Genomic DNA, 12,739 nt, shown 5'->3' with positions numbered 1-12,739 from the left:
CAGGAAGGGGCCCACGCGCGGGGGATCCGACCGATATGGAACCCATCCGTTGAGGCCGTGCGTCTGATCAGGCATGGACTACTGCCTCGGTGACGGTGACGGCTCGGCCACGATCTGGTCGGGCACGCCCGATGTGGATGTGGACGGCGATGGGTCGTTCGAAGCGGTGGGGCTCGATTTCGACGGCGATGGGTCGCCCGACGACGCGATGGCCGATTTCGACGCCGACGGTATCGCCGACCACTTGGTGCGCGACCATGCCGAAGCCGCAACCTATTTCACTGACGACGGCACCGGCACCTGGACGGTCAGCGTGGAGCGGGGACTGCGGTGGTTCGGGCTCGACGGCGTCGAACAGTTCGGCGGCCCACTGGTGGACGTCGATGCTGACGGCCAAACCGACGACAGGTTGCTGGATGTCGACGGCGATGGACTGGCCGACCGGGCCTTGGGTGGCGACGTCGCCTACGTCGACACCGACGCCGACGGCCGGTGGGACATCAAGCTGACGGACACCGACGGCGATGGCCGAGCCGACTCCGCCGGCGAGGTATAGCGTCTGCCGCCCCGGAGTCGTTCGGGCCGGCTAGCCACCGGGTCTATCGAGAAAATCGCCCCAGACCCAGCCCTTGCCGTCGGGGCCACCGGTAAAGGAGATGCGACACCAGTTGTCCGGATTGCAGCCGAACAAGCCGGTCCGTTGACCGTCACCGCCGTCCAACACACCGATGACCTTCCCACCGCCGCCGGGAGCGTCGTATACATCTACGTCGTCCGTGATCTCCACGCTCTTACTCATCGAGTCCGTCAGCGGGCCCCGCCCCTCAGGCGGTGGATTGGCTGGTATCGGGCCCTCCCGCGGAGGCTGCGGCTTCGGGGGATCCGCGAGCGTCAAGCATGAAATTGGAAATACGGAGCGGTAATTTGTCCTCGATGACGGAGCCACCTCATCGACGCTGAGACCACTCATGTAGTAGTCGTCGCCGACGCTGCCCGTATAGCGTCCGCGTGACCCCTCGTTCCACTGGATGACCAAGTTGATGTCGCGGCCTTCGATGCCACCGCTGACGTTTCCGGTCATTTTCGCGCCGGAATCGCCCGTGGCCTGAGCCGGTCCGCTGGCTGTCGACCCCGTCGAACTGAATGTCACGCTCCAACCGTTGGTTTGTCTCAGCCGCTCGTCCTTCCACAGTGAGCTGATCGCGTCCGGAGCGATCTCACCCGATCGATGCGTGAGCACGACTGTGGCAGCCCGCCTTTGGACGAGTTGTTGGACAACCAGGGCGGACTGTTCGTCGAGCAGGTGGGCATCGTCAACACCGATCACCGTCGACGTCGGCGGCTGGCCACCGACCAGCTTGTCGATCACCTCCAGGACACGGCGTAGCGGATCGGGACCGAATGCGGTGGCGTATTCGGCGAATGCACCCAGCGGGACGGAGCGCCCCGAGGCAGTGGCAGCGACCCAGTGGCAGCGCCGTCCGTGACTGCGGGCTTTGGAGATGGCCTCACGAGCGAGCCGCGTCTTTCCCACACCGGCCGCACCGGCAAGCACCACGCCGCTTCCGCCGTTCGGGGTCGCGATTGCCTCGGAGACGAACTGCATCTCTTCGTCCCGTCCCACCAGAGGCCAACCGCCCCGCACCGTCGAATTGTATTTGCTCGAGGTGCGCCAAGCTATTGTTCAGCGCCCACTGCAAGCACTACGAGTGACCGCGTCTGCACGGCGACACGCCGCCCTCGGGCGTACAAACGCGGTCGCTCGCAGGAAAGGGCTACCCGCGGCCAGACCCCGGGGGGCCTGCGAACGCCTGCGCAATGCCGAGCCACTCCTCGGCGTCCGCGCCGACCGCCTGCACGTCCAGCGTCGAGCGCGGCCGTCGTTGGGTGACCAGCATGCAGAAGTGCTCCGCCGAACCGGTGACCCGCTGCTCCGCGTCCTCCGGTCCCCACGACCATGTCGAGCCGTCGGGCGCACGTAACTCGACGCGGAACGGCTCAGCGGGCGGTTGCCGGCCGTTGACCGCGAACGAGAAGTCGCGGGTGCGCACGCCGATGTGGGCGATCGAGCGCAGCCGCGCGGTGGCTGGCCGTTGCACACCGAGCGCGTCGGCGACGTCGAGGCCGTGCGCCCAGGTCTCCATCAGCCGGGCCGTCGCCATCGACGCCGCGCTCATCGGCGGCCCGAACCACGGGAGTTTTCGTCCGTCGGCGACGTTGCGCAACTCGTCGTGCAACCGAGCGCGGGTGCGCCGCCAGTCGGCGAGCAACTCCGCGGACGGCACGGCGGCCAACTCCTCGGCGCCCGAGTCGACGAAGCCGGCGGGGTCCTTGGCCGCCTCCTCGAGCAGCGCCGCGAACGCGGCCTCGTCGGTCACCGCGGTGAGCGCGACGCGGTCGGTCCACAGCAGATGCGCGATCTGATGGGCGACAGTCCAGCCTTCTGCCGGGGTGGGCTCGGCCCAGCGGGCGGCGGGAAGGTCGGAGACGATGGCGTCGAGTTCGTCGCTCTCGGCGCGCAGGTCGGCCACGAACGGCGCGGCACCAGCCATGACGGCCACTCTAGCCCGGGGCCGACGTGCGTTTCGCGATTGTCGCGTGCGCGCCCAGGCCGACGAGATACACGCCGACGCCGGCCAGCGCGAGTGCCGGCTGCCGCCCGTCGGGCGGAATCACGCTCGCCGAGAACGCAATAGCGATGATGAACGACATCCAGAACAGCGAGTCCTGCACGGTGAAGACGTGCCCGCGCAGCGCGTCGTCGACGTCGAGCTGCATGGCGTTGTCCGCGCACAGCTTGACCACCTGACCCGCCATGCCGAGCAGAAACCCGCACACCACCATCATCGCCAGGACCAGTCCCGAACCGGCCAGCTGGATCAGCGCCGCGATCGCCAACGCGCCGTTGGCCGTGGCGTAGCGGCCCCACCGCCGCACCGCCACCGGCATGACGGCTGCGGCGATGAACGACCCCGCGCCGGTCGCCGCGACGAACAGCACCGCGGTGCCCAGGCCCGCGACCTGGTGGGTGTCGGTGTGGCGCACCATCACCAGAACCAGCAGGCTGTTGATCCCGAACACCATCCGATGCGCGGCCAATCCGGTGAGGGTCGCGGCCACGGTGGGCACCGCCACCACCGTGCGGACGCCGTGCACCCAACCGGTCGCCACCGCGTAGAGCGCCGACCCGTGGACCGCGCGCGCACTGTCATCGGGACCGAGCATGCGCGGCGGGAAGCGCCACGCGAGCCACAGCGCCAGCGCCACCGGAACGGCGACGATCAGGATGATCGCCGCGGCACCGGCGTCGTCGGCGCCGAACAGCCACCGGGGCAACAACATGAAGTTGGCGCCGAGGAAGGCGGCCGCCGCGCCGGTAGCGATGGCGACGGAGTTCATCGACACCACTTGCGCTCTCGGTACGACGTGCGGCAGCGCCGCCGACAGCCCGGACGAGACGAACCGGGTGAACCCGTTGACGATCAGCGCGCAGCACAGGATCCACAGATCCCCCGCTCCGGAGTCGAGCAGCGCGGCGACGGCGAGCGCCAGTACCAGGCGGCCGGCATTCGCGGCGACCAGCACCAGCCGCCGATCCCACCGGTCGAGCAGCGCGCCGGCGAACGGGCCCAGCAGCGAGTACGGCAGGAACAGCACCGCGAACGCACCCGCAATCGCCCACGGTTCGGCGGCCCGCTGCGGATTAAACAGGATCGCACCCGCCAGGCCCGCCGCGAACAGGCCGTCGCCGAACTGGCTCACCAGCCGCAGTTCCAACAGCCGCCGGAATTCGGGCAGGCCGCGGACCGACCGCCAGACGGCAATGGGCGCGCGAAGATCGGGCACGTGAGATCTCGTTCCTGGAAGTTCGGATCGGGACCGCACCCACAGTACAAATTCGCGGTGAGGTCACGCTTGTCCGCCACGAGGCGGTCGCCGGTGCCATGATGGACGGGTGGCGCAGTCAGAGGACCCGGAGGATTTCATCGCTCCTGCGGCGCCGCGCGTGCGGGCCGGAACGCTGCTCCTTGCCAACACCGACCTGTTGGAGCCGACGTTTCGCCGCAGCGTGATCTACGTCGTGGAACACAATGACGGCGGCACACTCGGCGTGGTGCTGAACCGGGCGAGTGAGACGGCGGTCTACAACGTCTTGCCGCAGTGGGCCAAACTGGCCGCCAAACCGAAGACGATGTTTGTCGGCGGGCCGGTCAAACGCGATGCCGCGCTGTGCCTGGCGACCTTGCGCGCTGGGATGGAGGCCACGAACGTCCCTGGCCTACGTCATGTACAGGGTCGGATGGTGATGGTGGACCTCGACGCCGACCCCGACTCGATCGCCCCGGTGGTCGAGGGCGTGCGGATCTTCGCCGGCTACTCGGGTTGGACGATCGGTCAACTCGACGGCGAGATCGAACGTGACGACTGGATCGTGTCGTCCGCGCTCCCGTCCGATGTCCTGGTCGAACCGCGGGTCGACCTGTGGTCGCGGGTGTTGCGCAGGCAGCCGTTGCCGCTTTCGTTGTTGGCGACGCATCCGATCGACGTGAGCCGCAACTAACGCCGCCTCAACACGACAGCGTGCAGGACGTGCACGCGCCACCGCAGCCACCGGACTTGGCCGCGGCCGCTTCGGTGCGAGCGCTGACCCGGGCGACGGTCTTCGCGCTCTGCCAGCATCCGGCGGCTATGGTGCCCACCGCTCCGAGCACGCATACGGTCAGCACGACGACGGCGCTCCTGGGCTCTGCGGCCAGCGCGACCGCACCGCCGGCGGCGAGCATCGCGGCCGCAGCCAACTGCGTCGGCGCCACTGAGCGCAGCACTGCCTGTACGGGGTCCCCGGATGGTGGGCGGCGCAGCAGCCACCCGCCGACACCGGCGGTCGCGGCGGCAGCGCACAGGCAAAGCACCGCGGCGATGAGCATGCGCCAAAGGATAACGAGGCCCGTCGTGCAAGGAGTTAGGGCGTCCCCCGGGCGCCAGGCTTCGCCCGGGGGACAGGCCTAACGGGGGCGGCCCGGTTGGGTCCCCAGCGCGGCGGCGCTGGGGAACTGTGGGGCCGCCGGCGCGCCGGTGGCGGCGGGTGGAGCGGCGTCCCCGGCGCCGGGAGTGGCCGGGGAAGCCGCGCCGGGGACGTTGACCCGAAAGCCGTTGACGATCGCGTCGGTCGCGTCTGCGGCCGCGACAACTTGATCGACACTGGTGGTCACCGCCAGCGACACCAGGTACTTATCTGGTCCGCTGGTGGCGATGACGTGGCGCCTGGAGGTGTTCAGGGTCATGTTGTTCTCGCGGTAGGTGCCCTCGATCAACGCCGACGGCATACCGCCCCACTCGGCGAGCGACGCGTCGGTGGACCGCCAGGCGGGCCGCTGCTGGCTGTCGATGAAGCCGTGGCTGATCGCTTCCCGCGGGTCGAAGTCGCCGACCAGCTTGTACACCACCACCTGTGCGTTCGAGGTGTAGAGCCCGTTGCCGCCGACGCGGTCGGCGATCACGGCGAACGCGTCCGGCACATTCGGGTCGGGGACGTGCTCCCAGCCGCGCGGCATCGGCAGAACGATGTTGAGCGCCTTGAAGTCGCGGCTGGTCTGCGGCTCGAGTCGGACTCCCTTCTCGGCGAAGAAGTCCCTCATCGTGCCGGAGCCGGCGGGCGTGATCGTCGCAATCGGAGCGGGCGCGGCGGGCGTGATCGTCGCAACCGGAGCGGGCGCGGGGGCGGCCACCAGGCCGGGCGACGCGGTGCCCGGGGGAGCGACACCCGTGGCGGAGCTCACACCCGGTTGGGTGAGGGCTTGCGCGTTCGGCGCGACCGTGACGGTCTGGGTGACCGTGGCGGGGGCGGGCAGCGGCGGTTGCGGGACGAGGGGTTCGGCCGACGCGGTCGTGCCCGCCAAGCCGAGGACGCCGGCGGTGGCGGCGGCCACACCTGCGGCCAGAATCCGCCAGCGGGGGGCGATCTCGATCATCTGCGACGGTCCTTCCGAACAGCACGGGAAGAGGTTCAGTCGCTGACTGTATCGACCGGCGAACCTTGGCCACCAGCGTCGGAATCGAGCTGCAACCGTGTTCTGACTTCCCCGCAATGCAACCGAGACCGACCCGTGGCCGAACGACCCTCAATAGGGGTGCTTATACCCTGGTGATGTGACAGACGCGCCGATGGTCGACACCCCGCACCACCGTTACACCGCGGAACTGGCCGGGCAGATCGAGCGCACCTGGCAGCAGCGGTGGGCCGAAGCGGGGACGTTCCACGTGCCCAACCCGGTGGGCTCGCTGGCGCCCGCAGACGGTTCGCAGGTGCCCGCCGACAAGATGTTCGTCCTGGACATGTTCCCGTACCCGTCGGGTGAGGGCCTGCACGTCGGACATCCGCTGGGCTACATCGCCACCGACGTCTACGCCAGGTACTTTCGGATGACCGGACGCAATGTGTTGCACGCGTTGGGTTTCGATGCATTCGGTCTACCCGCGGAGCAGTATGCGATCCAGACGGGGACGCATCCGCGGATCCGGACCGAGGCGAACATCGTCAACTTCAAGCGTCAACTGGGCCGCTTGGGGTTCGGCCACGACGCGCGGCGCAGCGTCGCGACCACCGATGTCGACTACTACAAGTGGACGCAGTGGATCTTCCTGCAGATTTACAACGCGTGGTTCGACAGGTCGGCTGACAAGGCCAGACCCGTCACCGAACTGGTAGCCGAGTTCGAATCCGGCGCACGCAAACTCGACGACGGCCGCTCGTGGGCAGCGCTGACGGACTCGGAGCGCGCCGACGTCGTCGACTCCTACCGCTTGGTCTACCAAGCCGATTCGTTGGTGAACTGGTGTCCGGGGTTGGGCACCGTGCTGGCCAACGAGGAGGTCACCGCGGACGGCCGCAGTGAGCGCGGCAACTTCCCCGTGTTCCGCAAGCGGTTGCGGCAGTGGATGATGCGTATCACCGCATACTCCGACCGGCTCCTCGACGACCTCGAGTTGCTGGACTGGCCGGAGAAGGTCAAGGCCATGCAGCGCAACTGGATCGGCCGGTCGACCGGTGCAGTGGTGCTGTTCGGCACGGACGCCGGTGACATCGAGGTGTTCACCACCCGGCCGGACACTCTGTTCGGCGCTACGTACATGGTGCTGGCCCCCGAGCACGAGTTGGTCGACAGGCTGGTCGCGGACCAGTGGCCCGCGGACGTGGACCCGCGGTGGACGTACGGCGCAGCGACTCCCGCCGAAGCGGTCGCCGCCTACCGCACCGCGATCGCAGCGAAGTCGGACCTGGAGCGCCAGGAGAACAAGACCAAGACGGGCGTGTTTCTGGGTGCGTACGCGACGAACCCGGCCAATGGCCAACGGGTTCCGGTCTTCACCGCCGACTACGTACTGCTGGGCTACGGCACCGGGGCCATCATGGCGGTGCCCGGTGGCGACCAACGCGACTGGGACTTCGCAACGGCGTTCGGGCTACCGATCGTGGAAACGGTTGCCGGTGGCGACATTTCACAGGGCGCCTACAGCGGTGACGGTGAGGTGGTCAACTCTGACTACCTGAACGGGCTGAGCGTCGCATCGGCCAAGGAAGCGATCACAGGGCGACTGGCTGCCGTCGGCCGTGCGCGGCCGCGCGTCGAGTACAAGTTGCGGGACTGGCTGTTCGCGCGGCAAAGGTATTGGGGTGAGCCGTTTCCAATCGTCTACGACGCCGACGGTCGCGCGCACCCGCTGCCCGAGTCGGCGCTGCCGGTCGAATTGCCCGACGTGCCCGACTACTCGCCTGTGCTGTTCGACCCCGACGACGCCGACAGCGAACCATCGCCGCCGCTGGGCAAGGCGACCTCGTGGGTGAACGTGGAGCTGGATCTCGGCGACGGGCTCAAGTCCTACACCCGCGACACCAACGTCATGCCGCAGTGGGCGGCCAGCTCGTGGTACGAGTTGCGCTACACCGACCCGCACAACCAGGAAGCATTGTGCGCCAAGGAGAACGAAGCGTACTGGATGGGGCCGCGGCCCGCCGAGCACGGCGCCGACGATCCTGGGGGCGTCGACCTGTACGTCGGCGGCGTCGAGCATGCGGTGCTGCATTTGCTGTATGCCAGGTTCTGGCACAAGGTGCTCTACGACCTCGGCCACATCACCTCACGGGAACCGTACCGACGCCTGGTGAACCAGGGCTACATCCAGGCATTCGCCTACACCGACTCGCGCGGCGCCTATGTGCCAGCTGCCGAAGTCGTTGAGCGCGAAGGCAAGTTCTACTGGCATCCGTCTGATGTCGCCGACGGGTCGGCTCCGGGACCCGATGGTGAGATCGAGGTCGAGCAGGAGTTCGGCAAGATCGGAAAGAGCCTGAAGAACTCGGTGTCGCCGGACGAGATCTGCGACAACTATGGAGCGGACACGCTGCGGGTCTACGAGATGTCGATGGGGCCGCTCGAGGCGTCGCGGCCGTGGGCGACCAAAGACGTCGTCGGCGCGCACCGGTTCCTACAACGGGTATGGCGGCTGATGGTGGACGAAGAGTCCGGTGCCAACCGCGTCGCCGAGCACGAGGCGATCGACGAGCAGACCCTTCGCTTGTTGCACCGCACCATCGCGGGGGTCTCCGACGATTACACGAACCTGCGCAACAACACCGCGGCGGCCAAGCTCATCGAGTACACCAACCATCTGACCAAGCAGGGTGTGACGGCGCGGCCGGCGCTGGAACCGTTGGTTCTGATGATGGCGCCGCTGGCCCCGCATCTGTCCGAAGAGCTGTGGCGGCGGCTGGGCCACGATTCGTCGCTGGCGCATGGGCCCTTCCCCGTCGCCGACCCGCAGTACCTCGTCGAGGACACCGTCGAGTACCCGGTGCAGGTCAATGGAAAGGTCCGCGGCCGCGTGACGGTTGCGGCGGATGCGAATGCCGATGCGCTGGAGGCCGCCGCGCTGGCTGACGAAAAGGTGCAGTCCTTCATCAACGGCGCCACGCCGAAGAAGGTGATCGTGGTGGCAGGCCGCCTCGTCAACATCGTCCTGTGATTTCGGTGCGCTACCAGTCGGTGAGCGATCGGTAGCGCACCGAAGCTGCCGGCAATGGAACCGCGTCGGGTGTTGCGTGCGTCCTTTACTGCGTGCTTCGAGAACTTCTGCGGGAGCAGGATGGCGTCATTACCTCCGCTCAGGCGCGCCGGATTGGCCTCAGTGACCAGGCGATCCAGCGGCGTGTGAGGGCCGGTCATTGGAGGCGGTGCGCGAAAGGCGTCTACTTCGTCGACGATCGGGAATTCACTGACGCGGCACGTGTGCGCGCAGGTGTGTGGAGCTATGGCGAAGGCGCAGTAGTCGGCGGTCTTTCCGCCGCTTGGTGGCACGGACTGACGCAGTTCGCGCCGGTTGTCGTGGACGTGACCGTTGGGCGGACTGCGCACGGGCGGTGCCACAGTGGTACTCGACTGAGGCGACGCGACCTCGACCCGGCGGATGTCGACACGTTGCGACGACTGCGCGTAACCGCCAAGCCATTGACGGTCATCGAAGCCGCGATCACGCGACCAGGCGGAGCCAAACTGATGGACAGCGCGCTGCAACGCGACGTCCAGTTGGATGATCTCTGGCGTGCACAGGTGCGCAATAAGGGCCGGTACGGTTCATCCGCAGCGCGAATCCTTCTGCAGGCGGCCGCCGACGGCGCGCGGTCCGTCGCCGAGCGGCTGCTCATCAAGCTCTTGCGTGAGGCGGGGATCACTGGCTGGAAGGCCAACTACCGGGTAGGTGGCTACAAGGTCGACGTCGGATTCCCTGACCTCGAGATTGCGCTGGAGACGGACGGCTTTGCGTTCCACAGCGACGCGGAGGCGTTTCAGATCGACCGGAAACGACAGAACGCCATCGCGCTGCTCGGCTGGCAGGTCTTGCGATTCACCTGGCTCGACTTGACCGCCTACCCGGCACGAGTGATCGCGACAGTCCGCGAGGCGATTCGGTGCGCTACAAGTCGATGAGCGATCAGTAGCGCACCGAAATCACTGGGAGCGCGGGCGGACGATGATCTCGTGCACATGGGCGTCCGGCGGCGAGTGCACCGCCTCGGCGATCACTCGCGCCACACTCTGCGGGCTTAGAAACCGCGACGGGTCATACGACCCGCCCTCGTAGGCGACCAAACCCTCCTGCATCTCCGTGGCGATCCGCCCGGGATGCACCGACGTGACCCGCAGCGACGGTTCGTCGTTGCGCAACGAGTCGGCGAACGACCGCAGAGCCGACTTGCTCGCCGAATACGACGCCAGGCCCGGCGAGGCGTTGATGCCCGAGCCGGAGTTCACGAACAGCACCTGTCCGCGCGCGGCACGCAGCGCGGGAAGCACGGCGAGCGTAAGTGCAACCGCCCCAACGATATTGACCTCCATGGTGGCGCGCCACTCTTCGGCGGTCGACTCGGCCACCCGGGCGGGGAACACCACACCGGCGTTGTGGATCAACACATCGAGTTCGACGATCGGCTCCACGGCGGCCGCGATCCCGGAAACGTCCGCGAGGTCGATCGGCCAGGTGGTCGCCCCGAACTCAGCGGCCACCGCGTCAAGTTGGGCCGACGGCCGCCCCGCCAGAAACAGCGTGTGGGTCGGCGCGAGCGCCGCCGCAATCGCCGCTCCGAGCCCACGTGATGCACCCGTTATCATCGCGGTCGGCATGTCGGGAACCCTACCGATCTGCGTTTCGGCTCGCCGCGTCGCATCATGGAACGGATGCCACCCGACCACAGCTTTGCGCCGACCCAGCTCGCGGCCCGCGCCGCCTACCTGCTGCGCGGTAACGACCTGGGTACCATGACCACCGCCGCGCCGCTGTTGTACCCGCATATGTGGAGCTGGGACGCGGCGTTCGTGGCGATCGGGCTGGCCCCGTTGAGCGTCGAGCGCGCGGTCGTCGAACTCGACACCCTGCTCTCGGCGCAGTGGACCAACGGGATGATCCCGCACATCGTGTTCGCCAACGGCGTCGACGGCTACTTCCCCGGGCCGGCGCGCTGGGCCACCTCCGCGCTCGCCGCGCACGCGCCCCGCAACCGGCACACCTCCGGCATCACCCAGCCGCCGGTACACGCGATCGCCGTGCAGCGCATCCTCGACCACGCCCGCACCCGCGGCCGCTCCACCCGCGCCGTCGCCGAGGCCTTCCTGGACCGCCGCTGGGCCGACCTGGTCCGCTGGCACCGCTGGCTGGCCGAGGCCCGCGACCCGCAGAAGCGTGGCCGCGTCACGCTGTACCACGGGTGGGAGTCGGGTATGGACAACTCACCGCGGTGGGACAGCGCCTACGCCAACGTGATTCCGGGCACGGTGCCGGAGTACCAGCGCGAGGACAACACGATTGTCACCGACGCCAGCCAGCGTCCGACCGACCTCGAGTACGACCGCTACCTCTGGTTGCTCGAGGAGATGAAGTTGGCCCGCTACGACGACGAACTGCTGCCCAAGGTCATGAGCTTCGCGGTCGAGGACGTGTTCGTCTCGGCGATCCTAGCGGTCGCCTGTGATGTTCTCGCCGAGATCGGTGAGGACTACGGCCGCCCGCACGCCGATGTCCGCGATCTTTACGCATGGGCCAAGCGGTTCCGCGAGGGCGTCGTCGACACCACCGACGAAAGAACCGGCGCGGCACGCGATTACAACGTTCGAGCCGATAAGTGGGTGGCTACCGAAACCGTAGCCCAATTCGCCCCGCTGTTGTGCGGCGGCCTCCCGCACGACAAGGAACGCGCACTGGTGAAGCTGCTGGAGGGCCCGCGGTTCTGCGGCCACCCGGACCTGAAGTACGCCAGCATCCCGTCGACGTCGCCGGTGTCGCGCGAATTCCGCGCGCGCGAGTACTGGCGCGGCCCGGTCTGGCCCGTCATGACGTGGTTGTTCTCCTGGTGCTTTGCCCGCCGCGGCTGGGCCGAACGCGCTCGGCTGCTGCGCCAGGAAGGGCTCCGTCAGGCCAGCGACGGGACCTTCGCCGAATACTACGAACCGTTCACCGGTGAACCGCTGGGCAGTATGCAGCAGTCGTGGACCGCGGCCGCGGTACTGGACTGGCTCGGCTAGGCGTTACTCGGCCAGCCGCTCGAGCGGGGCGATTGCCCTGGTCAGCATCTCCCGGTCCTCCGGGCTCAGCTTCGCCAGCAGGTTGGCCAGGTGCGCTCGCCGAACCTCGAGCGCCTCCTGGTGTTGGGCGCGGCCTTCCGGCGTGATGTCGACGAGCACCGCCCGCAGGTCAGACGGGTCGCGCGACCGTTTGACCAAGCCCAGCTTCTCCAATCGGCGGATCGCGACGGTCGTCGTCGGGGTGCGGACACGTTCGTGGGCGGCCAGATCGGTCATCCGCATCGGACCGCGCTCCAGCAGCGTCAGCAGGATCGACAGCTGAGCCAGCGTGAGATCGCCGGCGTCGTTGCGGCTGGTATCGCTGCGACGCAGCACCGAGAAAACCCGCGAGAGGACCCGCTGCAACTCCCCCGACAGCTCCGCGACCTGCGGTTCTACGACATCCGCCATAATTTCGGCAGTCTAACCTGTCTGTCGCTGCCACGATGCGTGACGGACGCGTTATTTCCAAAGTACTTCGGTTGGTCAAAGCACTTGGGAAAGGAACCGCTGCAGCCGATCGGTCTCGGCGGCGCCGAAAATCTGCTCGGGTGGCCCGGCCTCCACCACCTTGCCGTGGTCCATGAACACGACCGCGTCCGACGTCGAACGCGCGAAGCCATTTC

General features: G+C 67.9%; 12 protein-coding genes and 2 pseudogenes. 6 read left to right on the top strand and 8 right to left on the bottom strand.

What is annotated here, in order from left to right; translation table 11 throughout:
* Positions 1-73: 73 nt before the first annotated feature.
* Positions 74-556 (top strand): pullulanase, encoded by a 483-nt coding sequence (locus QGN32_RS11575; protein ID WP_326548697.1) that lies wholly within the window; start codon positions 74-76, stop codon positions 554-556.
* 30 nt (positions 557-586) lie between these two features.
* Here the strand turns inward: QGN32_RS11575 and QGN32_RS11570 are convergent, their stop codons facing one another.
* From QGN32_RS11570 to QGN32_RS11560, 3 genes are all read right to left on the bottom strand, one after another.
* Positions 587-1,645, bottom strand: a complete 1,059-nt coding sequence (locus QGN32_RS11570; protein WP_326548696.1) for an AAA family ATPase — start codon at positions 1,643-1,645, stop codon at positions 587-589.
* A gap of 130 nt (positions 1,646-1,775) precedes the next feature.
* Positions 1,776-2,552 (bottom strand): TIGR03084 family metal-binding protein, encoded by a 777-nt coding sequence (locus tag QGN32_RS11565; protein WP_326548695.1) that lies wholly within the window; start codon positions 2,550-2,552, stop codon positions 1,776-1,778.
* Between the two features lie 10 nt (positions 2,553-2,562).
* The gene (locus QGN32_RS11560; protein ID WP_326548694.1) at positions 2,563-3,846 is read right to left on the bottom strand and encodes an MFS transporter; all 1,284 of its coding nucleotides are present in this window, start codon (positions 3,844-3,846) and stop codon (positions 2,563-2,565) included.
* Positions 3,847-3,955: 109 nt separating this feature from the next.
* Between QGN32_RS11560 and QGN32_RS11555 the strand changes: the two genes are divergently transcribed.
* Complete coding sequence (locus tag QGN32_RS11555) at positions 3,956-4,561, top strand: YqgE/AlgH family protein (RefSeq protein ID WP_326548693.1); 606 nt, start codon at positions 3,956-3,958, stop codon at positions 4,559-4,561.
* A 7-nt stretch (positions 4,562-4,568) separates the two neighbouring features.
* On the opposite strand, the gene QGN32_RS11550 is transcribed toward QGN32_RS11555, so the two are convergent.
* Positions 4,569-4,928 carry a hypothetical protein gene (locus QGN32_RS11550; protein ID WP_326548692.1) on the bottom strand — a complete coding sequence of 120 codons (360 nt, stop codon included), beginning with the start codon at positions 4,926-4,928 and terminating at the stop codon, positions 4,569-4,571.
* A gap of 78 nt (positions 4,929-5,006) precedes the next feature.
* Complete coding sequence (locus QGN32_RS11545; RefSeq protein WP_326548691.1) at positions 5,007-5,972, bottom strand: LpqN/LpqT family lipoprotein; 966 nt, start codon at positions 5,970-5,972, stop codon at positions 5,007-5,009.
* 193 nt (positions 5,973-6,165) lie between these two features.
* Between QGN32_RS11545 and leuS the strand changes: the two genes are divergently transcribed.
* The 3 genes and pseudogenes from leuS (at position 6,166) to QGN32_RS11530 (ending at position 9,986) form a co-directional block, all read left to right on the top strand.
* The gene (gene leuS, locus QGN32_RS11540; RefSeq protein WP_326549032.1) at positions 6,166-9,024 is read left to right on the top strand and encodes a leucine--tRNA ligase; all 2,859 of its coding nucleotides are present in this window, start codon (positions 6,166-6,168) and stop codon (positions 9,022-9,024) included.
* 92 nt (positions 9,025-9,116) lie between these two features.
* Positions 9,117-9,191 (top strand): annotated as a pseudogene (locus QGN32_RS11535) (hypothetical protein); the annotation flags it as partial.
* Between the two features lie 363 nt (positions 9,192-9,554).
* Entirely contained in the window at positions 9,555-9,986 is a 432-nt protein-coding gene (locus QGN32_RS11530; RefSeq protein WP_326549031.1) for an endonuclease domain-containing protein, read from the top strand.
* Positions 9,987-10,007: 21 nt separating this feature from the next.
* On the opposite strand, the gene QGN32_RS11525 is transcribed toward QGN32_RS11530, so the two are convergent.
* A complete protein-coding gene (locus tag QGN32_RS11525; RefSeq protein WP_326548690.1) occupies positions 10,008-10,679 on the bottom strand; it encodes an SDR family oxidoreductase in 672 nt (223 codons plus the stop codon).
* A 54-nt stretch (positions 10,680-10,733) separates the two neighbouring features.
* Between QGN32_RS11525 and ggh the strand changes: the two genes are divergently transcribed.
* On the top strand, positions 10,734-12,074 hold the full coding sequence (ggh, locus tag QGN32_RS11520; RefSeq protein WP_326548689.1) for a glucosylglycerate hydrolase: 1,341 nt from the start codon (positions 10,734-10,736) through the stop codon (positions 12,072-12,074).
* A gap of 3 nt (positions 12,075-12,077) precedes the next feature.
* Here the strand turns inward: ggh and QGN32_RS11515 are convergent, their stop codons facing one another.
* Both QGN32_RS11515 and QGN32_RS11510 read right to left on the bottom strand, forming a co-directional pair.
* A complete protein-coding gene (locus QGN32_RS11515) occupies positions 12,078-12,524 on the bottom strand; it encodes a MarR family winged helix-turn-helix transcriptional regulator (RefSeq protein WP_326548688.1) in 447 nt (148 codons plus the stop codon).
* Between the two features lie 75 nt (positions 12,525-12,599).
* A pseudogene (locus QGN32_RS11510) lies at positions 12,600-12,734 on the bottom strand (peptide ABC transporter ATP-binding protein); the annotation flags it as partial.
* Positions 12,735-12,739 lie beyond the last annotated feature (5 nt).

The organism is Mycolicibacterium sp. ND9-15, assembly GCF_035918395.1.
In the GTDB taxonomy this organism is placed as follows: domain Bacteria; phylum Actinomycetota; class Actinomycetes; order Mycobacteriales; family Mycobacteriaceae; genus Mycobacterium.
The sequence above is the reverse complement of the archived record's forward strand: the minus strand, read 5'-3'. Positions and strand labels throughout refer to the sequence as shown.